The organism is Streptomyces sp. NBC_00328 (assembly GCF_036139655.1).
Taxonomy (GTDB): Bacteria; Actinomycetota; Actinomycetes; order Streptomycetales; family Streptomycetaceae; genus Streptomyces.
This window is the reverse complement of sequence record NZ_CP108013.1, coordinates 5,795,000-5,816,008: the sequence shown is the minus strand read 5'-3', so window position 1 is coordinate 5,816,008 and position 21,009 is coordinate 5,795,000. Positions and strand designations below refer to the sequence as shown.

21 protein-coding genes, 3 tRNA genes and 1 pseudogene are annotated in these 21,009 nt (G+C 70.3%); 4 read left to right on the top strand and 21 right to left on the bottom strand.

Features of this window, described 5'->3' with window-relative positions; translation table 11 throughout:
• Window positions 1-11: 11 nt before the first annotated feature.
• The 3 genes from rpmG to OG485_RS25550 all read right to left on the bottom strand — a co-directional run bounded on the left by rpmG (window position 12) and on the right by OG485_RS25550 (window position 455).
• Window positions 12-176 carry a 50S ribosomal protein L33 gene (gene rpmG, locus OG485_RS25560; RefSeq protein WP_003948671.1) on the bottom strand — a complete coding sequence of 55 codons (165 nt, stop codon included), beginning with the start codon at window positions 174-176 and terminating at the stop codon, window positions 12-14.
• Between the two features lie 87 nt (window positions 177-263).
• Window positions 264-336 (bottom strand) — tRNA-Met (locus OG485_RS25555).
• A 46-nt stretch (window positions 337-382) separates the two neighbouring features.
• Window positions 383-455, bottom strand: a tRNA-Thr gene (locus tag OG485_RS25550).
• 527 nt (window positions 456-982) lie between these two features.
• On the opposite strand from OG485_RS25550, the gene OG485_RS25545 reads away from it, so the two are divergent.
• On the top strand, window positions 983-2,233 hold the full coding sequence (locus tag OG485_RS25545) for an amidohydrolase family protein (protein ID WP_328670874.1): 1,251 nt from the start codon (window positions 983-985) through the stop codon (window positions 2,231-2,233).
• A 215-nt stretch (window positions 2,234-2,448) separates the two neighbouring features.
• Here the strand turns inward: OG485_RS25545 and OG485_RS25540 are convergent, their stop codons facing one another.
• Window positions 2,449-3,504 carry a hypothetical protein gene (locus OG485_RS25540; RefSeq protein ID WP_328670873.1) on the bottom strand — a complete coding sequence of 352 codons (1,056 nt, stop codon included), beginning with the start codon at window positions 3,502-3,504 and terminating at the stop codon, window positions 2,449-2,451.
• Window positions 3,505-3,666: 162 nt separating this feature from the next.
• Here OG485_RS25540 and OG485_RS25535 point away from each other — a divergent pair, with 162 nt between their 5' ends.
• Entirely contained in the window at window positions 3,667-4,323 is a 657-nt protein-coding gene (locus tag OG485_RS25535; RefSeq protein WP_328670872.1) for an SDR family oxidoreductase, read from the top strand.
• Between the two features lie 70 nt (window positions 4,324-4,393).
• On the opposite strand, the gene OG485_RS25530 is transcribed toward OG485_RS25535, so the two are convergent.
• The 3 genes and pseudogenes from OG485_RS25530 to OG485_RS25520 form a co-directional block, all read right to left on the bottom strand.
• The gene (locus tag OG485_RS25530) at window positions 4,394-4,606 is read right to left on the bottom strand and encodes a hypothetical protein (protein ID WP_328670871.1); all 213 of its coding nucleotides are present in this window, start codon (window positions 4,604-4,606) and stop codon (window positions 4,394-4,396) included.
• Between the two features lie 740 nt (window positions 4,607-5,346).
• Window positions 5,347-5,704: pseudogene (locus OG485_RS25525) on the bottom strand (hypothetical protein); the annotation flags it as partial.
• A gap of 298 nt (window positions 5,705-6,002) precedes the next feature.
• Window positions 6,003-6,084: transfer RNA gene (locus OG485_RS25520), tRNA-Tyr, on the bottom strand.
• A gap of 199 nt (window positions 6,085-6,283) precedes the next feature.
• Between OG485_RS25520 and OG485_RS25515 the strand changes: the two genes are divergently transcribed.
• Window positions 6,284-6,772: a YajQ family cyclic di-GMP-binding protein gene (locus OG485_RS25515; protein WP_326786101.1), complete on the top strand. Its 489-nt coding sequence runs from the start codon at window positions 6,284-6,286 to the stop codon at window positions 6,770-6,772.
• Between the two features lie 127 nt (window positions 6,773-6,899).
• On the opposite strand, the gene OG485_RS25510 is transcribed toward OG485_RS25515, so the two are convergent.
• Window positions 6,900-7,166, bottom strand: a complete 267-nt coding sequence (locus OG485_RS25510) for a GlsB/YeaQ/YmgE family stress response membrane protein (RefSeq protein WP_326786102.1) — start codon at window positions 7,164-7,166, stop codon at window positions 6,900-6,902.
• A 206-nt stretch (window positions 7,167-7,372) separates the two neighbouring features.
• Here OG485_RS25510 and OG485_RS25505 point away from each other — a divergent pair, with 206 nt between their 5' ends.
• A complete protein-coding gene (locus OG485_RS25505; RefSeq protein ID WP_328670870.1) occupies window positions 7,373-8,617 on the top strand; it encodes an APC family permease in 1,245 nt (414 codons plus the stop codon).
• A gap of 103 nt (window positions 8,618-8,720) precedes the next feature.
• Here the strand turns inward: OG485_RS25505 and OG485_RS25500 are convergent, their stop codons facing one another.
• The 13 genes from OG485_RS25500 to OG485_RS25440 form a co-directional block, all read right to left on the bottom strand.
• Complete coding sequence (locus tag OG485_RS25500; protein ID WP_328670869.1) at window positions 8,721-9,287, bottom strand: SMI1/KNR4 family protein; 567 nt, start codon at window positions 9,285-9,287, stop codon at window positions 8,721-8,723.
• Window positions 9,288-9,399: 112 nt separating this feature from the next.
• A complete protein-coding gene (locus OG485_RS25495; protein WP_328670868.1) occupies window positions 9,400-9,792 on the bottom strand; it encodes a YccF domain-containing protein in 393 nt (130 codons plus the stop codon).
• Window positions 9,789-10,652 (bottom strand): zinc metalloprotease HtpX, encoded by an 864-nt coding sequence (gene htpX, locus OG485_RS25490; RefSeq protein ID WP_328670867.1) that lies wholly within the window; start codon window positions 10,650-10,652, stop codon window positions 9,789-9,791. The genes OG485_RS25495 and htpX overlap by 4 nt, the downstream gene beginning before the upstream one ends.
• A gap of 224 nt (window positions 10,653-10,876) precedes the next feature.
• Window positions 10,877-12,376, bottom strand: a complete 1,500-nt coding sequence (locus OG485_RS25485; RefSeq protein WP_328670866.1) for an NADH-quinone oxidoreductase subunit N — start codon at window positions 12,374-12,376, stop codon at window positions 10,877-10,879.
• Window positions 12,373-13,947 (bottom strand): complex I subunit 4 family protein, encoded by a 1,575-nt coding sequence (locus tag OG485_RS25480; RefSeq protein WP_328670865.1) that lies wholly within the window; start codon window positions 13,945-13,947, stop codon window positions 12,373-12,375. Before OG485_RS25480 ends, OG485_RS25485 begins: the two co-directional genes overlap by 4 nt.
• Before the next feature lie 6 nt (window positions 13,948-13,953).
• Entirely contained in the window at window positions 13,954-15,945 is a 1,992-nt protein-coding gene (locus OG485_RS25475; RefSeq protein ID WP_328670864.1) for an NADH-quinone oxidoreductase subunit 5 family protein, read from the bottom strand.
• A complete protein-coding gene (gene nuoK, locus OG485_RS25470) occupies window positions 15,942-16,322 on the bottom strand; it encodes an NADH-quinone oxidoreductase subunit NuoK (protein ID WP_328449337.1) in 381 nt (126 codons plus the stop codon). Before nuoK ends, OG485_RS25475 begins: the two co-directional genes overlap by 4 nt.
• Window positions 16,322-16,987, bottom strand: a complete 666-nt coding sequence (locus tag OG485_RS25465) for an NADH-quinone oxidoreductase subunit J family protein (protein WP_328670863.1) — start codon at window positions 16,985-16,987, stop codon at window positions 16,322-16,324. Before OG485_RS25465 ends, nuoK begins: the two co-directional genes overlap by 1 nt.
• Window positions 16,984-17,622, bottom strand: a complete 639-nt coding sequence (locus tag OG485_RS25460) for a NuoI/complex I 23 kDa subunit family protein (protein ID WP_328670862.1) — start codon at window positions 17,620-17,622, stop codon at window positions 16,984-16,986. Before OG485_RS25460 ends, OG485_RS25465 begins: the two co-directional genes overlap by 4 nt.
• Window positions 17,623-17,624: 2 nt before the next feature.
• Window positions 17,625-18,593: a complex I subunit 1/NuoH family protein gene (locus OG485_RS25455; RefSeq protein ID WP_328670861.1), complete on the bottom strand. Its 969-nt coding sequence runs from the start codon at window positions 18,591-18,593 to the stop codon at window positions 17,625-17,627.
• On the bottom strand, window positions 18,590-19,903 hold the full coding sequence (locus OG485_RS25450; RefSeq protein WP_328670860.1) for an NADH-quinone oxidoreductase subunit C: 1,314 nt from the start codon (window positions 19,901-19,903) through the stop codon (window positions 18,590-18,592). Before OG485_RS25450 ends, OG485_RS25455 begins: the two co-directional genes overlap by 4 nt.
• Window positions 19,900-20,547 (bottom strand): NADH-quinone oxidoreductase subunit B, encoded by a 648-nt coding sequence (locus OG485_RS25445; RefSeq protein WP_328670859.1) that lies wholly within the window; start codon window positions 20,545-20,547, stop codon window positions 19,900-19,902. Before OG485_RS25445 ends, OG485_RS25450 begins: the two co-directional genes overlap by 4 nt.
• Window positions 20,538-20,951, bottom strand: coding sequence for an NADH-quinone oxidoreductase subunit A (locus OG485_RS25440; protein WP_326786120.1), 414 nt, complete (start codon window positions 20,949-20,951; stop codon window positions 20,538-20,540). The genes OG485_RS25445 and OG485_RS25440 overlap by 10 nt, the downstream gene beginning before the upstream one ends.
• Between the last annotated feature and the right edge of the window lie 58 nt (window positions 20,952-21,009).

Genomic DNA, 21,009 nt, shown 5'->3' with positions numbered 1-21,009 from the left:
CGAGCCTGAAATTATCGCGTTTCGCGGTGCGCGGTGTGCGCGTTGCAACGCGGGCAGTGCTTCTTCATCTCCAGTCGGTCCGGGTTGTTACGCCGGTTCTTCTTGGTGATGTAGTTCCGCTCCTTGCACTCCACGCAGGCCAGCGTGATCTTCGGGCGGACGTCGGTGGCAGCCACAGGAGTGCTCCTTGACGAACGGATGGGACATTAACGCATAGAAGAGTAGCCGATCGAAGGACCGACCCCACAATCGGCTACTGTCAGTAGCGGTGACCGGACTTGAACCGGTGACACAGCGATTATGAGCCGCTTGCTCTACCGACTGAGCTACACCGCTGAGATGCGATCGGATCCCGCCTTGCGACGGGAACCTTTCGCACCAGAGCCCCAATACGGAATCGAACCGTAGACCTTCTCCTTACCATGGAGACGCTCTACCGACTGAGCTATTGGGGCGAGCGATGAAGACATTACACGGTCCTCCGCCGATCGCCCAAATCCGTTTCGCGGCACCCTCCCGGGCCTGATCACAGGCGTTCCCCCAGGCGTTCCCGGAAGCGCTCACGCGCCCCTCGGGACTCGTGGATCACAGGGGGTGACGGCTCTCCGGCCGTCGGACGGTGGGGACCTGCGCGTGTCCCGTGGGGGCGTGTGCCGGGTCCGGTGAGGACGTACACCGGGTCCGGTGAGGGCCTGCGCCGGACCCGGTGGTGGCCGGCGTTGGAGTGGCCGACGTGGGTGTGGGGGTGGCCGGGGCAGTCGTGGCCCGCTCGGGGTCACTGCGCGCGCGGGGGCGGCCGGTTCCGGACCGGTCCCGAAGGGGGCAGGTCCGGACCGGTCGACGGGCCACGCCGGTACGACTATTGCGCTCCTCCCCGACGTTGACGGGTCACCGCCCTAGGCTCGACCCACGCTGCGTGATCTTGTGTCCCCACGCTCCGCAGTCGTCCCTCCCGCAGCCGCCCCCGAGCCACAGGAGCGCGATGCCCGACAGTCAGCAGCAGCCGCCCCGCTCCCCCTCGGGACAGACCGACACGGCCGCTCTCCTGCTGTGCGGGGCGCGGCTCACCGACGGCCGGACCGTGGACGTACGGCTGGGCGGCGGTCGTATCGAGGCGGTCGGCACCGCGGGAAGCCTCGCGGCGAGTGCCTCGGGGGCTCTCGCCGCGAGGGTGGACCTCGACGGCTACCTCCTCCTGCCGGCCCCCGCCGAGCCTCACGCGCACAGCGACACGGCCCTGACGGCCGACGGCCACGGACCTCTCGCGTACGACGAGCGGGCGATCCAGCGCCGGGCGACCGAGGCGGCCCTGCTGCAACTCGGGCACGGCGCCACGGCTTTGCGGTCCCATGTGCGCGTCGGTGACGTGCAGGGGCTGGACGCGCTGGCGGCGGTGCTCGAGGTACGGCGGTCGTTGCGGGGGCTCGCCGAACTGGCGACGGTCGCGATGCCGCGCGTACTGACCGGGGCGGCCGGTGCCGACGGGCTCGCGATGATGCGGGACGCCCTGAAGATGGGCGCTTCCGTGGTGGGCGGCTGTCCGGACGCCGACCCCGATCCGACGGGGTACGTCGAGGCCGTCCTGGAACTCGCCTCCGAGCACGGCTGTCCGGTCGATCTGCACACGGACGCCGCCGATCCCGCCCGGCTCGCCCGGCTCGCCGCGATGGCGGGCGGCCTGCGGCCCGGGGTGACCCTAGGCCCGTGCGGCGGGCTCGGCCGGCTGCCCTCCGAGGTAGCCTCCCGCGCCGCGGACCAACTCGCCGCGGCCGGAGTGACGGTGGTGTGTCTGCCGCAGGGCGGCTGCGGCTCCACGGACCGGCGCGGCACGGCTCCCGTACGGCTGCTGCGGGCGGCCGGCGTACGGATCGCGGCGGGCAGTGGCGCCCTGCGCGACGTGTCCAACCCGGTGGGACGCGGGGACCCGCTGGAAGCCGCGTACTTGCTGGCCTCCCGGTACGGGCTGCGCCCCGAGGAGGCGTACGGCACGGTGAGTTGTGCCGCCAGAGCCGCGCTCGGGCTGCCCGAGGTGCGCGTGGAGGCGGGGTTCCCGGCCGAGTTGCTCGCCGTACGCGGGGACCGCCTGGCGGGCGTGCTGTCCCTCGCGTACAGCCGGATCGTGATCCACCGTGGGCGCGTGGTGGCGCGGACCAGCGCGGTGCGGGAGTACTGCGACTCGACGGCCGCCTCCGGGCTGGAACTGCCCCGGCAGGGACGGGAAGAGCCGTCCTAGCCGGGGCTCCGAGGCTTCTGGTGCTGCCTGGCCTCATGGGCGCCAGGCTTCATGGGCCTGCCTGGGCGGCTTCCTAGGCCTCAGAGGGCCGACCGGGTCCGACCCCGGGCAGACGCCCCGACCGGGGCCGCCCGGGGCCCACTGGGGCCGGCGCACTGGAACCACCCTTGGAACCCCCGCGCCCGCCCCCTCCAGGCCCGCTCCTGGAACCGCTCCTAGAACCCGCCGCCCATGAAGGCGCCGCCCAGCGGGCTGCCCTCGGAAATCTTGTCCACAGGGATCTCGGTGGCTCCGGCCGGCGCGCTGACGTCACCCGCTTCGGAGAACTTCAGGACGAGGGGCAGCTTGGCCTTCGTCGGGCTGTCGGCGAGGACGGCCAGGTCGACCTTGATCTGCCGGAGGTCGCCGTTCTTCAGGGTGAAGTCGACGGATGCCTTCTTGTTCGGCGCGTCCTTGAGGTCCTTGGCGGAGGGCAGTTCCGCACCCGCCGGAAGCTCGCCCTGGAGCGGGCGGAGCTTGTCGAAGACACCGGTGAGCAGGTCACGGACGTTGCCCGAGGCGACGACGTGCTCGACACCGTCGGCGCCGCCCTTGGTCCGGAAGGTGACCTTGTGGCCGATGACACCGCGTACGGCGTCGAGGACCTTCTTCTGGGTCTTCGCGTCGATGTCCCCTTCACCGGCGGCCCCCTTCGAGTCACCCCCGGCGGCCTTCCCCGCCCGCTCCAGCTCCTTGGTGTCGACCTTCACCCAGTCGCCTTCGAGGACCTTCTTCAACTCCTTCTGGCTCGGCGGCAGATCGTCGGCGGACGGCATGGGAACGCCCATCGCCTCACCGACGGCCTTCATGTTGCTGCGGTAGTACATGAAGTCGCCGATGATCCGGATCTCGACCAGGACGCCGCCGGTCCCCGTGATCTTCACGCTCGTCCCGATGAGGTCCTTCTGGCCCGAATCCGCCAGGGTCTTCCTGGACTTGACGGAGACGTCGACGCGGAGCTCGCTGACGAATTTCGCGAACGTCGGGGGAAGGGATTCGTCGGAACCGTCCTCGCCCGCAAGGGCGTTGATCGCGTCCGCGTCGGCGTCCAGGTCCAACTGGAAGGCGATCGACTTCTGTTCGCCGAGACGGGAGGCGGCGTGGTCCACCTTCTGCCCGGCCGTGAGGTTCTCGACCGTGCCACAGGCGGCCGCCGCGGTGAGAAGGACAGCGGTGCAGCCGACCGCGGTGACGGTCTTGCGTATGACGGTGATGATGGTCTCCTCTTGCAACGCCCCACGGGCCCGCACGGCGTTGTTTCGTTCGCGTGTTCACTCGTTCTGACGCGCTCTCGCGGCGATCACCCACGCGTTCACAGTGATCACCCATGTGACTCGTGAGTTGCCCACAGGGTTGTGCGGCGAACGCGGTCTTCCGGGCGTACGGTCGGAAACATGCGCATTGTCATCGCTGGTGGTCATGGTCAGATCGCGCTGCGGCTGGAGCGGCTGCTCTCCGCGCGCGGGGACGAGGTCGCGGGAATCATCCGCCGTGCCGAGCAAGGGGACGATCTGCGGGCGGCCGGCGCCGAGCCCGTCCTGTGCGATCTGGAGTCGGCATCCGTGGAAGAGGTCGCCGCGCATCTGCAGGGCGCCGACGCGGCCGTCTTCGCGGCGGGCGCGGGGCCGGGCAGCGGCGCGGACCGCAAGCAGACGGTGGACAAGGGCGCCGCGATCCTGTTCGCGGACGCCGCCGGGCGCGCGGGCGTACGCCGGCACGTGGTCGTCTCCTCGATGGGCGCGGACCCGGCCCATCCGGGTGACGACATCTTCGACGCCTACCTGCGCGCCAAGGGCGAGGCCGACGAGTACGTACGCGGCCGTACGGGTCTGGACTGGACGATCCTGCGCCCCGGCGGCCTGATCGACGACGCCGGCACCGGGCTCGTACGCCTGGAGGCCTCGACCGGCCGCGGCATGATCCCCCGCGACGACGTCGCCGCGGTCCTCGCCGAACTGGTCGACACTCCGGCCACCGCCGGTCTGACCCTGGAAGCCGTCAGCGGTTCGACACCGATCTCGGTCGCGGTGAAGTCGGTGGCGGGCAACTAGGACCCGTCCGGTCGGCGCACCGGCCCGCGCTCGGCCTTGGCCGCGCCCGCCCAAGGGCGGCCCGTTCCGTTCAGAACAGCGAGAGCTGGCCGGGGAAATCGGGGACGGTGTACCCGTCCAGCGTGGGCTGCGCCGCCCCGATGAACGCTTCCCGGCGCGAACCGGGACACGAGACCAGCTCCCCGGTCCCCCGCGCGCCGGGCGGATCATGCCGAGCGAACCGCCCCGCGACGACGGCGATCTCCCGACGGCACTCCGGGCAGCTCCTACGACGCGATGACATGGGATCAGTGTGCCCCGCCGCCCGCGACTGCCGTCACCCCACGCGTCCCGTAACCGGCCACCCTGTCGATGAACTGCACTCGACGGCATTCGATGAGGGTTTCCACCTGAAATACAATTCAGGAGGGATTTTCAAATACGTCCTCCACACCCCAAGAATTGCGATGAACGAAAACAGGCCGCAGCCGGCCAGCCGCGTCCTGCGGGATCAAGACGTCAAGCCGCGCCGAACGGCCCACCCACCGGACCGGCACCGCACCGGTCGCCGCACGATCCCCGAGGCCACGACCGACGCCGACGCCAGCCCGCCCGCCCGCCCGTCCGGAACCAACTACCCTTGCCCAGCAAGGCAGTTCACCCACGCAGCACTTCGCCATCACGAGCGATACGTGGGGGTGGCCCCCACGGGCCGCCCCTTGACGGCGGCGACGTCACCACTGGCCCTCCGGACCCCTGGATGCGTTCCGCGTCGACCTGGTCGCGGAACTGGTCGCGGAACCCTTCAAAGGATCCGTACGCGCCCAGAAGGCCTTCTTACGCTTCTTCGCGGCCAGGTCGCCGGCAATACAGACCGCAATCGCGATATCGACCGCGGCAACAATTTCCACCCGCCATTTTCGACCGCCACCCATACGGTTCGGCCCGGCCGAAGGCATGGGTGGCCACGCGGTTTGGCGGGGTCATCCGCGTCATGCCGGCCAAGGCCGGGGGCGGCGAGATCCCGCCCCCGCATCGAGGGAGTCAGCGCACGTCGACACAGTCAGCCGCGCCGGCGGCGACGCCGGTCGTCGAGTCGCCGTAGTACACCCAGCGGTAGTAGCCGTCGGCCGAGGCGGTGACGGTGACCTTCAAGCCCCCGGTGCTGCTGGTGGTGGCCTTCTTGACCGTCCGGAAGTCTCGGCACCCTTGGCGCGGAACTGGAGGCTGACCGTACGGTCGCTGTAAGCGTCGCACTTCTTCGTGCTCCAGTTCGCCCGGGTCACCTTGCCCGTGACGGTGATCGACTTGCCCTTGGTGACCGGCTCCGGCGAGGCGTTGGTGGCTGCCTGGCCGCGCGCTTGAGCTGAGCGGCCGTAGACCGCGTCTCCCGTTCCCCGGCACCCCGCCCGGTATCCGGATGACCAACGCCCAAGGCGCCGTCGCCGATTCGGTCGGCACCCGTGCGTGGGGCATACGTGTCGCCGCCGGCGACACCACCCCGGCAGGGACGTACGAGCCGGAGTGATCATGCTCTCCCGCGGGGGACACCTGGGAGACACACACTGATCAGAGGCGGGATTCAGGCGGTACGAGGAGAGACACGTCCACTTCCCGTCCACGCCGAATCGAGCGGGAGCGGGAACGAAGAAACCCCCTCCGACCTGCGGTCAGCAGGTCGGAGGGGGTTTACCTTCATGTGGCGGCGCCAGGGTTCGAACCTGGGTAGGCTAAGCCGGCAGATTTACAGTCTGCTCCCTTTGGCCACTCGGGCACACCGCCGGGGTTGCTGCCCTGAGCCTCGCCTTCGCGGTGCTCCCTGGCAACGACGTAAACGATACCTGATGCTCGGGGATGCTTCGCCACCCAATTGATCGACGCTTGGGGGGAGGGGGGTGGCTAGGCTTATGCGGATGCGGCCGGAGCCTACGCCGGGCTCGACGGCCGCCCCTACGCACCCCGATACAAGGAGCCACAGGACATGGCCGACTCCAGTTTCGACATCGTCTCGAAGGTCGAGCGGCAGGAGGTCGACAACGCCCTCAACCAGACCGCCAAGGAGATCTCGCAGCGCTACGACTTCAAGAACGTCGGCGCCTCCATCTCCTGGTCCGGCGAGAAGATCCTCATGGAGGCGAACGCCGAGGAGCGGGTGAAGGCCATCCTCGATGTGTTCGAGACCAAGCTGATCAAGCGAGGCATCTCGCTGAAGTCGCTGGACGCCGGTGAGCCCCAGCTCTCCGGCAAGGAGTACAAGATCTTCGCGACGATCGAGGAGGGCATCTCCCAGGAGAACGCCAAGAAGGTTGCGAAGATCATCCGCGACGAGGGCCCCAAGGGCGTGAAGGCCCAGGTGCAGGGTGACGAGCTGCGGGTCAGCTCGAAGAGCCGCGACGACCTGCAGGCCGTTCAGGCCCTCCTCAAGGGCAAGGACTTCGACTTCGCCCTGCAGTACGTGAACTACCGGTAGAACGACCTGCGGGACGCCTGCCGACACCCCGCGCGATGGCGTGCCGACGGTACGAGGAGAGGAAGGGTGGACACCCCCGGTGTCCACCCTTCCTCGTACCCGCGGCCGCGATCCCGGCGCCGCCGGGTCAGCGGCGCGAGTCGCCGAACAGGACGCGGTACAGGATCAGCAGTACGAGCGAGCCGCCGATGGCGGCGGCCCAAGTGGCACCGTCGTAGAAGTGTTTGCTGATGGGGTGGTCCAGCCAGCGGGCCGATATCCAGCCGCCGACGAACGCGCCCACGACACCGATGACGGTCGTTCCGACGAAGCCTCCCGGATCGCGCCCCGGGAGCAGGAACTTGGCGATGGCGCCGGCCAGCAGCCCCAGAATGATCCAGCTGATGATGCCCATGTTCTGAGCCTGCCCTTCCGTCTTGTACTCACGCTGTCCCGGCCCTGTGACTTCGGTCCGGGCCGGCCGTGTCCGCGCTGTCTGTGCTGTCCGCGCTGTCCGTATGCGGTACGGGGCGCGGGTGCCGATGTCGTGTCGACGCCGTGCTGATGAACAGGACGTCGGTGTGGCTCCCGCCGGTTGCGGCGATCAGTAGGGTGCGGCGCATGACACCGTCCAGTCCCGAGTTGCGCCGCACGCTGGGAGTCGGCGACGCCGTGGTCATCGGGCTCGGCTCGATGATCGGTGCGGGGATCTTCGCCGCGCTCGGTCCCGCCGCACGGGCGGCCGGATCCGGGCTCCTGCTCGGGCTCGCGGTCGCCGCCGTCGTCGCCTACTGCAACGCGATGTCCTCGGCCCGGCTGGCCGCCCTGTACCCCGCTTCCGGCGGCACGTACGTCTACGGGCGCGAGCGTCTGGGGGCCTTCTGGGGATATCTGGCGGGCTGGTCGTTCATCGTCGGCAAGACGGCCTCCTGTGCGGCGATGGCACTCACCGTGGGCGCGTACGTCTGGCCCGCGCACGCGCACGCGGTGGCGGTCGCCGCGGTGGTCACGCTGACCGCCGTGAACTACGGCGGCATGCAGAAGTCGGCCTGGCTGACGCGGGTGATCGTGGCGGTGGTCCTGGGGGTCCTCGCTTCCGTGGTGGTGGGGTGTCTCGGGTCCGACGTCTCCGATGCCGGGCGGCTGGGCATCGGACTGTCGTCCGGCGCGGGCGGGGTGCTTCAGGCGGCCGGGCTGCTCTTCTTCGCGTTCGCCGGGTACGCGCGGATCGCCACCCTCGGCGAGGAGGTACGCGATCCGGCGCGCACCATTCCGCGCGCGATCCCCTTGGCTCTGGGCATCGCGCTGGCGGTGTACGCGGCGGTCGCTGTCGCTGTCCTTTCGGTGCTCGGAACGGACGGCCTGGGGCTTGCCCCGGCGCCGCTGGCGGACGCTGTACGAGTTGCCGGACTGCCGGGACTCGTGCCGGTCGTGCGGGCGGGCGCCGCCGTGGCCGCGCTCGGCTCGCTTCTCGCCCTGATCCTGGGTGTCTCACGGACCACGCTGGCCATGGCCCGCGACCGTCGTCTGCCGGGCGCCCTGGCCGCCGTGCATCCGCGCTTCCAGGTCCCGCACCGGGCGGAACTGGCCGTGGGCACGGTGGTCGCCGTGCTGGCCGCGACCGTGGACGTGCGCGGCGCGATCGGCTTCTCCTCCTTCGGTGTGCTGGCGTACTACGCGATCGCCAACGCCTCCGCGTGGACGCTGAGTCCGGCCCCGGCGTCGCGGGTCGTGCCGGTGCTGGGCCTCCTCGGCTGCGTGACGCTGGCCTGCGCGCTGCCGGGGGTTTCGGTGGTAGTCGGCGCGGCCGTGCTTGCGGTGGGGGCGGCCGCGTACGGCGTAGGACTGTGGGCGGCTTCGCGCTGAGCGCTGTCCCGTGGTCCCCCGTGGATCAGCGCGCGGCGTGAACTGTCGTGCATCGCCGGGCGGACAGTGGCCGCCCCGCTCGGCACGTTCGGGCGGGCAGGAGTCAGGAAGCCCGGGTCGCCGTCGTGCGTATGGGGAAGTCGGACCAGAGGGGGAGGTCCCCGTCGTCGTTGGACTCCTCGTACCAGCCCGTTCCCTCCAGCCACGCGAGCAGCCAGGTCGCGAGGTCGGGTGCGTCCACGTACCAGGCGTGGTCGGCCCGGTCGGCGTTCGGCTCGAAGAGCAGGACCGTGCCGTCGGGGCTCTGACAGTCCACGCACGCGTACATTCCGCAGCCCCAGTGGGATATGGGCAGGACGCCCTCGGGCCAGGGCCAGTCGGGGTCCTTGCGGCCGCTCTCGCGGCTGGCCAGGTACTGCGGAACAGCCGCCGGTTCACCCGACGGCTGGCCGTCGAGCAGGGGCAACAGGCCGTATTCCGGACCGAATCCGCCGTCCCCTATCCGAAGGTAGAGCGAGGCGAGCAGTGCGGGCAGGGGAAAGCCGAGGACGGCCTCGGCGCGGGCGACCTCTGCCGGGCCCACGGGCGCCGGGAGCGAAGGCCAGCCCCACGGACGGGTGTTGCGGGCCTCCGTAGCGACCCGTGCCAGCAACTGCTCGATTTCGGTCATGGCTTCATGATGCAGCGCGCCACTGACAATCGGGCAGCCTGTGGAAAACCCTCACGCGAGACGGACGTCGGCCCCGTTTCCGGCGAGGAGTACGGCGTGTGGTCCCGTACGGCTAACGCCCCGCGAACGGCTCGTCCGTGCGTACGATCTCGCGTCCCAGCGGGAACAGCGAGATCGGGATGAGCTTGAAGTTGGCGATGCCGAACGGAATGCCGATGATCGTCAGGCACATGGCGATGCCCGTGACGATGTGGGCCAGGGCCAGCCACCAGCCCGCGAGGACGAGCCACAGGACGTTGCCGATGCAGGACGGAGCGCCGGCGTCGTGGCGCTCCACCGTCGTATAGCCGAACGGCCACAGCGCGTAGATGCCGATACGGAACGCGGCAATACCGAACGGGATTCCGATAATCGTGATGCACAGGATGATGCCTGCGGCGAGGTACCCGAGAAACAGCCAGAAGCCGCTCAGGATGAGCCAAATGACGTTCAGAATTGTCTTCACTGCTGACGACCTGCCATCTGCTCGAGCCGGGCGATGCGTTCCGCCATCGGCGGATGCGTAGAGAACATCTTTGACATTCCCTGTCCCGGGCGGAAGGGGTTCGCGATCATCATGTGGCTCGCCGTCTCGATGCGCGGCTCGGGAGGCAACGGAAGCTGCTTCGTGCCCGCGTCGAGCTTGCGCAGCGCGCTCGCGAGGGCGAGGGGGTCGCCGGTGAGCTGGGAACCGGACGCGTCCGCCTCGTACTCCCTGGAGCGGCTGATGGCGAGCTGGATGAGGGAAGCGGCGATCGGGCCCAGGATCATGACCAGGAGCAGCCCGAGGATGCCGGGCCCGTCGTCGTCGTCGGACCGGCCGACGGGGATCAGCCAGGCGAAATTGACCAGGAACATGATCACGGAAGCGAGGGCGCCGGCCACGGAGGAGATCAGGATGTCGCGGTTGTAGACGTGACTGAGCTCGTGACCGATGACGCCGCGCAGCTCGCGCTCGTCCAGGATGCGCAGGATCCCCTCGGTGCAGCACACGGCGGCGTTGCGCGGGTTGCGGCCCGTCGCGAAGGCGTTCGGAGCCTCCGTCGGCGAGATGTACAGGCGCGGCATGGGCTGGCGGGCCTGCGTCGAGAGATCGCGGACCATGCGGTACAGGGCCGGGGCCTCGAACTCGCTCACCGGGCGGGCGCGCATCGCGCGTAGAGCCAGCTTGTCGCTGTTCCAGTACGCGTACGCGTTCGTCCCGATCGCGATGAACAGCGCGACGATCAGGCCTGTGCGTCCGAAGAAGCTGCCGATGACGATGATGAGTGCGGACAGTCCCCCGAGGAGTACGGCTGTCCTGAGCCCATTGTGCCGGCGGTGCACGGTAGCCCTCCAAGTCGTGCGGCGGGGGAACCCTTTGCTTGCTGATGCTCTGCTTCCACTCTTCAGTGGACCCTCCCGTACTGGTCAACGCCAGACGGGAAGCACTAGTTCCCTTGTGCGCACTGCCCGGCGCGTGGGCCGTCCGGGTGATTCGGACGGCGGTCCACGCGCGCGCGTTCCGCTTTGAAGAGCCGCTCCAGGGATGGCGCTTCAGGGATGGCTCTTCAGAAGAGAACGGTCTCCGAGAAGCGGAGGATCAGCTGGGGCGCCCCGGACAGGACGACGCCCAGGACGGCCGTCAGGGCGATGGCCGCGGTGAGCGGAACCGGTGCGCGGTGCGTGCCCGGTTCACCTTCGGGAGCGCGGAAGAGCAGAGCCGTCCACTGGAGGTAGTAGAAGAGCGCGATGACCACGTTGACGGCCATGACGACGGCCAGCCAGCCGAGCCCCGCGTCGACGGCCGCCGAGAAGACGGTCACCTTGGCGAAGAGGCCGATGATGCCCGGCGGCAGACCCGCGAGGCAGAGCAGGAAGAAGCCGAGGACCAGCGCGGACAGGGGGCTCTGGGCGTACAGGCCGCGGTAGTCGCTGATGCGGTTCAGGGGGCTTCGGCGGGCCACCAGAGCGGCCACGGCGAAGGCGCCGAGGTTCACGGCGGCGTACATGAGGGCGTACGCGACCGTGGAACCGATGGCCTGCTGGGCGTCCTTGGAGTAGGCGGCGGCCGCGATCGGGACCAGGAGGTAGCCGGCCTGGCCGACGGAGGACCAGGCGAGCAGCCGCACCGCGCTGTACGCGCGCGTGGCCTGCTGCCGCAGGGCGCCGACGTTCCCGACTGTCATGGTGAGGGCCGCCAGCGCCGCCAGCGCCGGGCCCCAGACGTCCGCGTACGAGGGGAAGGCGACGACGGTGACGAGGATGATCCCGGAGAAGCCGACGGCCTTGCCGACGACCGACAGGTAGGCGGCGATCGGCAGGGGTGCCCCTACGTAGGTGTCGGGCACCCAGAAGTGGAAGGGCACGGCGGCCGTCTTGAAGGCGAAGCCGACGAGGGTGAGGACGACGCCTGTCTGGGCCAGGGTGTGGAACTGTCCGTCCACGTGCTGGATCCGGTCCGCGATCCGGGTGAGATAGAGGGTGCCGGTCGTCGCGTAGACGAAGCTGACACCCATCAGGCTGACCGCGGTCGCGGTGACGGAGGACAGGAAGAACTTCAGGGCCGCTTCCGAGGACTTCTTGTCGCCGCGTCTGATGCCGACGAGCGCGAAGGCGGGCAGCGAGGCGACTTCCAGGGCGACGATGAGGGTCGCGAGGTCGCGCGAGGCGGGCAGGAGAGCGGCGCCGGCGGCCGAGGAGAGAAGCAGGAACCAGTACTCCCCCTCGGGGAGTTCCCTGTCGGCGTCCTTCAGGGCGGTGACCGACAGCAGGGCGACGAGGAGCGCGCCGCCGAGAACCAGGAGCTGGATGACCAGGGTGAAGCGGTCCGCCACGTAGCTGCAGGTGTCGGTGGCGCCCGTCAGGCAGAACGTGGCCCGGTCGCCGTCCCGGAGGGGCAGCAGCAACAGCGCGGACGCGGCGAGGCCCGCGACGGACATCCAGCCGAGTACGGCCTTCCGCGCGTCCCCGATGAACAGATCGGTGACGAGCACGACGAGTCCGACGACCGCCGCGAGAGTGGGCGGCGCGATGGCGAGCCAGTCGACGGACTGGACCAGGGAACTCATCGGTTGCCTCCTGCGAGGAGCTGCTGTACGGCCGGGTCGGTCAGGCCGAGCAGGGCCCGGGGCCACAGACCGGCGGCGACGGTGAGGGCGACGAGCGGCGTCCAGGCGGCGAACTCGTAGGTCTGGACGTCGAGGAGTTTCGGCGTCTCCCGAGGTGTCGCGCCCATGCAGACACGGCGTACGACGACGAGCATGTACGCGGCGGTGAGCAGCGTGCCGAACGCGGCGATCGTCATGAACGTCAGATAGGCGGGACGGCTGAGGCCGGCGGCGGGCTCGAACGCGCCGAACATGGCCAGCATCTCGCCCCAGAACCCGGCGAGGCCCGGCAGCCCGAGCGAGGCGACGGCGGCGAAGGCCAGCAGGCCGCCGAGGCGCGGTGCCTTGCCGTACAACGCGGCGCCGGACCCCTCGGCGAGGGTGTCGAGGTCGGTGGTGCCCGTGCGGTCCTTCAGCGCTCCGACGAGGAAGAAGAGGAGGCCGGTGATGAGGCCGTGGGCGATGTTGGCGAACAGCGCGCCGTTCACGCCGGTCGGGGTCATCGTCGAGATGCCGAGCAGGACGAAGCCCATGTGCCCGACGGAGGAGTAGGCGATGAGCCGTTTGAGGTCGCCCTTCGCGCCCTGTTTGGCGAGGGCCAGACAGGCCAGGGAACCGTAGATGATCCCGACCACGGCGAAGGCCGCGAGGTAGGGGGCGAAGGTCCGGAATCCGTCCGGGGTGATGGGCAGCAGGATCCGGACGAACCCGTACGTGCCCATCTTCAGCATGACGCCGGCCAGCAGGACCGAGCCGACGGTCGGGGCGGCGGTGTGGGCGTCGGGCAGCCAGCTGTGCAGCGGCCACATCGGCGTCTTGACCGCGAGTCCGATCCCGATCGCCAGAACGGCGGTGACCTGCACGGATGTGCTCAGCGACCGGCCGTTGTCAGTGGCGAGTGCCACCATGTCGAATGTGCCCGCCTTGATTCCGATCAGGAGCAGGCCCAGCAGCATGACGACCGAACCGAGCAGGGTGAAGAGGATGAACTTCCAGGCCGCGGCCTGGCGCTGGGCGCCTCCCCACCGTGCGATGAGGAAGTACATCGGGATGAGCACGGTCTCGAACGCGAGGAAGAACAGCAGCAGATCGAGGACGGCGAAGGTCGCGAGTGTGCCGGACTCGAGGACGAGCAGCAGTGCGACGAACGCCTTCGGGGTCGGGCCCGCGGGCATCTTGAAGTAGGAGTACAGCGCGCAGAGGAAGGTCAGCAGCGCGGCCAGGACCAGAAGGGGGAGGGAAATGCCGTCGACGCCGAGGTGGATCCGCACGTCGAGTGCGGGGATCCAGCTGATGTCCGTCGTTGCCTGCATCTTCGACGGGTGGTCGTGGTCGAAGCCGAGCGCGAGGACGATCGCGGCGATGAGGACCACGCCCGTGACCGTCACGCCGTGCCGCAGCGCCGCCTGTTCGGGCGACTTCCCCTTCAGTCCCGGCGGGGCCGGAAGAAGGGCGGCGGCGGCCCCGATGAGCGGGCCGACGACGATCAACGCGAGAAGAATCTGCATCACGGATTCACTGATATCGATCACGCCTGCTCACGCTCCCGTGGCGACGAGGAGGGCGGCGACCACCAGGACGACGGTGCCGGCGAGCAGCGCGCTCACATAGGTCTGCACGTTGCCGGTCTGCGCACGCCTTACGGCGGTGCCGAGCCAGCGGGGTAGGGCGCCCGCGCCGCGTACGTAGGTGTCGACGACCTCTCGGTCGAGGAACCGGACGAGCGAGGCTCCGGCCTGGACCGGGCGGACGAACAGCACGGAGTACACGGTGTCGAGGTGGAAGCCTACGGCCGCGTGGCGGTGCAGCGGGCCGAGCAGCAGCCGGCCCGGGTCCGCCGGGTCGGGGGCGTGGGCGACGTCACCGAAGACGGGTTCGTGGGCGGCGATGGCCTCGGCCTCGACGTGTCCGGCGTCGGCGTCCGGGTGGGCCGCGACCGCGCCCAGGGGGACGCGGGCCGCCAGCGCCGTGGTGTGCCGCCAGGCTCCGTAGGTGACGATCCCGCCGACCAGGGCGAGTCCCGTGCCGAGTACGGAGGTGGTGAGGACCGGCGTCAGGTCGCGGCCGTCGAACCAGTCGGGCAGCGGGCCGATCGCCAGGCCGAACGCGAGCGAGGGGAGGGCGAGCACCCACAGCACGGCCGTCATGGTGACCGGCTGCCTGCCGTGGTCGGGGGCCTCGGCTCCGTGGCCGCGGAAGGCCAGCAGCCACAGCCTGGTCGCGTACGCGGCGGTGAGGACGGCGGTGACCAGCCCGGTGACCAGGACGATCCAGCCCGCGGCACCGGGGGCCTGCTCGGTGTGACCGGTGGCGACGTGCTCGGCGGCGCCGAGGACGGCCTCCTTGGAGAAGAAGCCGCTGAAGGGAGGGATCGCGGCGAGTGCGAGCAGCGCCACGGTCATCGTCCAGAAGGCGTCGGGGACTCGGATGCGCAGGTCCTTCATCCGGGACATGGCGGCCAGCGAGTTGGTGCCGGAGGCGTGGATGATCACGCCGGCGGCGAGGAACAGCAGCGCCTTGAAGGCGCCGTGAGCGAGGAGGTGGAAGACGGCGGCACCGCGGTCGCCGACGGCGAGGGCACCGGCCATGTAGCCGAGCTGACCGATCGTCGAGTAGGCCAGGACCCGCTTGATGTCGTCCTGGGCGAGTGCCGCGAGTCCCGAACCGACCATCGTGACACCGGCCATGACGGCGAGGACGACCATCGCGGCCGTGGATGCCTGGAAGACGGGGAGGAGCCGGGCGACGAAGTAGATACCGGCGGCGACCATCGTCGCGGCGTGGATCAGCGCGGAGACGGGTGTGGGGCCCGCCATCGCGTCGGGCAGCCAGGTGTGCAGCGGGAACAGTGCCGACTTGCCCGCCACGCCCGCGAGGAGCAGGAGGGCGACGAGGGTCGGGTGGTGCAGTCCGCCGCTCGCCACGGTGCCGAGGACCGTGGTGATCCGGAAGGAGCCCGCGTCGGTGGCCAGCGCGAACAGACCGATGAGGAAGGGGACGTCGCCGAGCTTGGTGACCAGGAAGGCCTTCAGCGAGGCGGCGCGGGCTTCCGGGGTCTCCCAGTAGTGGCCGACCAGGAAGTACGAGCAGATGCCCATGATCTCCCAGCCGACCAGGAGCACCATCAGGTCGGCGGAGTAGACGACGAGCAGCATCGCGGAGGTGAACAGGGAGACGAGAGCGGCGTACGAGGGGTAGCGCGAGTCGTCGCGCAGATAGCCCGTCGAGTAGATCTGCACACAGGTGGCGACGACGCCGACGAGTACGGCGACGAGGGCGGCGAAGCCGTCGATGTGCAGGCCCAGTTCGATGGGGACCGAGCCGGTCGGGGTGAGTTCGGTGTGCGAGTCGATGGCCTGGCCGCCGCCCTGGTCGACCGCGACCGTCACGGCGAGGACGAGCGAGGCGAGGACGGGCAGGACGGCGAGCGGGCGGACGAAGCCCGGTGCCGTCCGGCCGAGGAGGAGCCCGGCGGCCGCGCCGAGGAAGGGAAGGAGGGGGACGAGGACGGCGAGGGTGGTCGTGGTCACGCGGTGGCCTCAGCCTTCTCGGCCGCGGGGGCATCGCTGTCGGGGTCGTCGGGGCCGTGGCCCTCGGCGGTGTCGCGGAGCTTGTCGATGTCCGAGGTGCCGCGGTTGCGGTACACGGCGAGGACGATCGCCAGGCCGATGCCGATCTCGGCGGCGGCGATGGCGATGGTGAACAGGGTCAGGGCCTGGCCGGAGTGCAGCGTGTCGCGGGCGGCCCTGGAGAGCCAGACGTCGAAGGCGACGAGGTTCAGGTTGACGGCGTTGAGCATCAGCTCGACGGACATCAGGACCAGGATCGCGTTGCGGCGCGCCAGGACTCCGTACAGGCCCGTGCAGAACAGGAGGGCGGCGAGCACGGCGGGATAGGCGAGGTGCATCAGCGGACACCTTCCTTGTCCTGCTCGCCGTCGCGGCTTCCGGGGACACGCGGGGTGGTGGCGGTCTTGGTCACCGCGGCGGTGTCCGCCTTCGCCTTGCGGGAGAGGACGATCGCGCCGACCAGAGCGGCGAGGAGGAGAACGGAGAGCGCTTCGAAGGGAAGGACCCAGCTCTGGAAGAGGCTGGCTCCGGTCACCTCGGTGGAACCGGCGGCGGCACCGTTCAGATCGACCCAGGTCGTACGGAACGCGTCGACGACGACCCAGACCAGGGTGCCGGCCGAGGCGAGTGCCACGGTCAGGGCTGCCCAGCGGTTGCCGGAGTCGGCGTCCGGGGAGCGGCCGATCGGGGCCCTGGTGAGCATCAGACCGAACAGAAGGAGGACGACGACGGAACCGACGTAGATGAGGACCTGCACCCAGGCGATGAACTCGGCTGTCAGCAGGAGGTATTCGACGGCGAGGCCGCCGAGGGCGACCACCAGCCACAGAGCGGCGTGCACCAGTTGCTTGGTGGTGACGGTGACGACCGCGGCGCCGAAGGTGAGCAGGCCGACGAGGAGGAAGGCGATCTCGACCCCGGTGGGAGAGAGGAAGCCGTGGTGCTCGGCGGCGACGGCGGTGGCCGCGTGGGCCGCCGCGGCCGTGGCTGCTGCGAAGGTCACGACTGTCCCTCCTGCGGTCCGGAGGAGGGTGTGACCGGAGGCTCCGGCCGCCCGGCGTCTTCGGCCTGCGCCGCCTCGGTCGCCTCGGCCGCTCGCTCGGCCTCGGCCGCCTGTTCGGCCGCGAGTTTGTCGGCGGTCTTGCGGGCGGCCGCGATCTCCTTGGGCTCCTCGGCGCCGGGGTCGAGGGCGGGCGGGGCCGGGACGGTCCACATCCATTCGCGGAGCTTGTCGCGTTCGTGGGTGAGTTCGTGGATGTCGGTCTCCGCGTACTCGAACTCCGGGGTCCAGAACAGCGCGTCGAAAGGACAGACCTCGATGCAGATACCGCAGTACATGCACAGGGAGAAGTCGATGGCGAAGCGGTCGAGGACGTTGCGACTGCGCTCGCGGCCGCCCGGAACGGCGGCCGGGACCGTCTCCTTGTGGGAGTCGATGTAGATGCACCAGTCCGGGCACTCGCGGGCGCACAGCATGCAGACCGTGCAGTTCTCCTCGAAGAGGGCGATGACTCCACGGGTGCGGGGCGGGAGTTCGGGCTGGACGTCCGGGTACTGCGCGGTGACGGTCTTCTTCGTCATCGTGCGGAGGGTGACGGCCAGGCCCTTGGCGAGGCCGGAGCCAGGAATGGGGGCCATGGTTACGCGATCACCACCTTGACGATGCCGGTGAGGGCGATCTGGGCGAGGGACAGAGGGACGAGGAGGGTCCAGGAGAGCTTCTGGAGCTGGTCCTCGCGCAGGCGGGGGTAGGTGACGCGGAGCCAGATGACGACGAAGGCGAGGATCGCGGCCTTGAGGAGCGTCCAGACCCAGCCGAGGCCGTCGGCACCCCAGGGACCGTGCCAGCCGCCCAGGAAGAGGACGGTGGTCAGACCGCACAGGACGACGATTCCCGCGTACTCGGCGAGCAGGAACAGGGCGAAACGCAGGCCCGTGTACTCGGTGTACGCGCCGAAGATGATCTCGGAGTCGGCGACGGGCATGTCGAAGGGAGGCCGTTGGAGTTCGGCGAGACCGGCGACGAAGAACACGATCGCGCCGACGATCTGCCAGGGCAGCCACCACCACCGGAAGGCGTCCACGATGCCCGGGAGCGAGACCGTGCCGGCCGCCATCGCGACCGAGGCGGCGGTCAGAAGCATCGGGAGCTCGTACGCGAGGAGCTGGGCGGCGGTGCGCAGGCCTCCGAGGAGGGAGAACTTGTTGGCCGACGCCCAGCCCGCCATGAGCGAGCCGAGGACGCCCACGCCCATGACGGCGAGGACGAAGAAGATGCCCGCGTCGACGACCTCGCCGACCGCGCCCTCACCCGGGCCGATCGGGATGACGAGGAGGACCAGGAGGTACGGGAGGAGGGCCACCGCGGGGGCGAGCTGGAAGATGCGCCGGTCCGCGCCCGTGGGGACGATGTCCTCCTTCTGCGCGAACTTCACACCGTCCGCGACGAGCTGGGCCCAGCCGTGGAAGCCGCCCGCGTACATCGGGCCGAGCCGGCCCTGCATGTGGGCCATCACCTTGTGTTCGGTCTGACCGACGATCAGGGGGAACGTCAGGAACACGACGAAGACGACGAGGAGGCGTAGGGCGACGTCGAGAGCGTCGTTCACTGCGTACCTCCGGAGGGGTCGTCGGGGCTGAGTGGCTTCGGCCCGGGGGCCGGAGCGGGAGTGGCCTCGGGCTTCGGCTCGGGGGCCGGGGCCGGAGTGGCCTCGGACTCCGGCGTCGGCTCGGGCTTCGGAGCCTGTTCCGGCTCGGGCTTCGCGGCTTGTTCCGGCTTCGGCTCCGCGTCGTCGAACGCGGGCTTCGGCTGGTGCCACGGCGCATCGGAGCTGCGCGGTGCGGCTGGCCTTCTGACCGGCTTCGTCGCCGAGTCGGGCTCGGCTGCCGGCGAGGCGCTCGCCGGAGCGGCCGGTTCGGAGGAAGCGGCCGGTTCCGTGGCAGCCGCCGGTTCCGTCGCGGCCGTCGGCTCGTTCGCGGCCCCCGGTTCCGTCGCGATCGTCGGCTCGTTCGCGGGCGTCGGTTGCGGGGTGGGCGTCGGGGGCGGAGGGGGCGTCTCCTGGGCACGTTGGCTGGCGGAGCCCTGGCTCACGCTGCGCGATCGGCGTGCGGGGCGCGCGGCTTCGGCACCGGAGGTGGCGGCCGCGCCGGCGGCGGCCGCCGCGTCCGCTCCCGCAGCACCTGCGGACCCCGTCGCGGACGCCGCGGTGTCCGCGCCGGCAGAGGCCGCAGGTCCGGCAGGGGCGGTGGGCGTCTGGCCGGCCGAGCCCTCCCCCGCCGTACGGGCCCTGCGGACCGGACGGTCGCCGGCGGGGCGGGCCGCGCCACGGGCCGGGCGGGACGGAGCCGGGGGGAGCTGGCCCTTGAGAGGGCCCCACTCGTTGGGGTCGGGAACGCCGGGCGGGAGCATCTGGCGGCGCTTGGGGCCACCGTGCTCGGACTCGCCTGGCTCCTTCGCGCCCGGCCAGGCCTTGGCGACGCGGGCGGCCAGGACGAAGTCCTTGCGGAGAGGGTGGCCTTCGAAGCCCTCCGGCAGAAGCAGGGGGTCGAGACCGGGGTGACCCTCGAACGTCACGCCGAACATTTCGTGCGTCTCGCGCTCGTGCCAGGCGGCACCCGCGTAGACGGTGACCGCCGACGGGAGCGCCGGGGCGGTGTGCGGGACCGTCGTACGGACGAGGAGGCGGCGTACCGGGGACAGGGCCACGACGTGGGCCGAGACGAGAAAGCCGGTGCCGGGTTCGTCGACGGCGCTCAGCCAGTCGAAGTAGGTGCAGCCGAGGGTGTCGCGGGCCGTCTCCAGGGCCTCGATCCAGGACGCCGGCGGTACGTCGACCGTCAGGACCTCGTACGACTCCTCGGCCGTGGCGTCGGGGCCGAAGAGTTCCCCGGCGGGACCGGGAAGCCAGCCGACGGTCATCGGTCCTCCTCACCGGGGGCGGCCGCATCCGTCCCCGGAGCGCTCGTCACCGCAGGGGCCGGTGGCTTCACCAGGCCGCTCTGGAGCGCGGCGGTCGACGGGCGCGGCGCGTCGGACCCGTAGCGCTCCCCCAGCGATTCCCGGGCGATCTTCTCCTGGAGCTTGAGGATGCCCTGGAGCAGCGCCTCGGGGCGCGGCGGGCACCCGGGGACGTAGACGTCGACGGGGATGATCTGGTCGACGCCCTTGGTGACGGAGTAGGAGTCCCAGTACGGGCCGCCGCAGTTGGAGCAGGCGCCGAAGGAGATGACGTACTTCGGCTCGGGCATCTGCTCGTACAGGCGCTTGACGGCGGGCGCCATCTTGTCCGTGACCGTGCCCGACACCACCATCAGGTCGGCCTGACGGGGGCCCGGCGCGAACGGGATCACGCCGAGGCGGATGAAGTCGTGGCGGGCCATCGACGCGGCGATGAACTCGATCGCGCAGCAGGCGAGGCCGAAGTTGAAGACCCAGAGCGAGTAGCGGCGGCCCCAGTTCAGGACCACCTTCATGGGCTCGGGGGCGAGGCGGGCGAGCGCGCCGAGCCGCTTCGGCTCGGGCAGCAGCACCGGCTGGTCCGGGGCGGAGGGGGTCACGTCCATGTCAGGACGCCCTTCTTGTATGCGTACAGCAGGCCCACGGCCAGGAAGCCGAGGAAGATGAACATCTCGACGAGCGTCGCGGCGCCGTAGCCGGGAGCGGCGAAGACCGTGGCCCAGGGGAAGAGGAAGATCGAGTCGACGGCGAAGATGACGTAGAGGAAGGCGTACACGTAATAGCGGACCTGGGTGTGGGCCCAGCCCTCGCCGACGGGGTCGACGCCGCACTCGTACGTCAGGAGTTTCTCGGGGGTGGGGACCACGGGCCGCAGCAGGCGGCCCGCTCCGAAGGCGACGGCGACGAACAGCACGCCCACGACGGCGAGCAGCCCGACGACCGAGTAGGACTGGAAGTAGTCCGCCGCGACGACGGTTCCGGTCGCCGTGACAACGGTCGGTTCCGGCACGTCAGCCCCTCACTCCCTGACCTCGTTGCGCCCCGTCGTACGCCGTCGCGCACTCTGT

What these genes read in the sequence shown, in the direction of transcription:
- OG485_RS25545 (WP_328670874.1), top strand. Translation starts at nt 983, where the DNA reads ATGCCCGACAGTCAGCAGCAGCCGCCCCGCTCCCCCTCGGGACAGACC.
- OG485_RS25535 (WP_328670872.1), top strand. Translation starts at nt 3,667, where the DNA reads ATGCGCATTGTCATCGCTGGTGGTCATGGTCAGATCGCGCTGCGGCTG.
- OG485_RS25530 (WP_328670871.1), bottom strand. Translation starts at nt 4,606, where the DNA reads ATGTCATCGCGTCGTAGGAGCTGCCCGGAGTGCCGTCGGGAGATCGCC.
- OG485_RS25515 (WP_326786101.1), top strand. Translation starts at nt 6,284, where the DNA reads ATGGCCGACTCCAGTTTCGACATCGTCTCGAAGGTCGAGCGGCAGGAG.
- OG485_RS25510 (WP_326786102.1), bottom strand. Translation starts at nt 7,166, where the DNA reads ATGGGCATCATCAGCTGGATCATTCTGGGGCTGCTGGCCGGCGCCATC.
- OG485_RS25505 (WP_328670870.1), top strand. Translation starts at nt 7,373, where the DNA reads ATGACACCGTCCAGTCCCGAGTTGCGCCGCACGCTGGGAGTCGGCGAC.
- OG485_RS25500 (WP_328670869.1), bottom strand. Translation starts at nt 9,287, where the DNA reads ATGACCGAAATCGAGCAGTTGCTGGCACGGGTCGCTACGGAGGCCCGC.
- OG485_RS25485 (WP_328670866.1), bottom strand. Translation starts at nt 12,376, where the DNA reads ATGAGTTCCCTGGTCCAGTCCGTCGACTGGCTCGCCATCGCGCCGCCC.
- nuoK (WP_328449337.1), bottom strand. Translation starts at nt 16,322, where the DNA reads ATGCACCTCGCCTATCCCGCCGTGCTCGCCGCCCTCCTGTTCTGCACG.
- OG485_RS25460 (WP_328670862.1), bottom strand. Translation starts at nt 17,622, where the DNA reads ATGGCCCCCATTCCTGGCTCCGGCCTCGCCAAGGGCCTGGCCGTCACC.
- OG485_RS25450 (WP_328670860.1), bottom strand. Translation starts at nt 19,903, where the DNA reads ATGACCGTCGGCTGGCTTCCCGGTCCCGCCGGGGAACTCTTCGGCCCC.
- OG485_RS25445 (WP_328670859.1), bottom strand. Translation starts at nt 20,547, where the DNA reads ATGGACGTGACCCCCTCCGCCCCGGACCAGCCGGTGCTGCTGCCCGAG.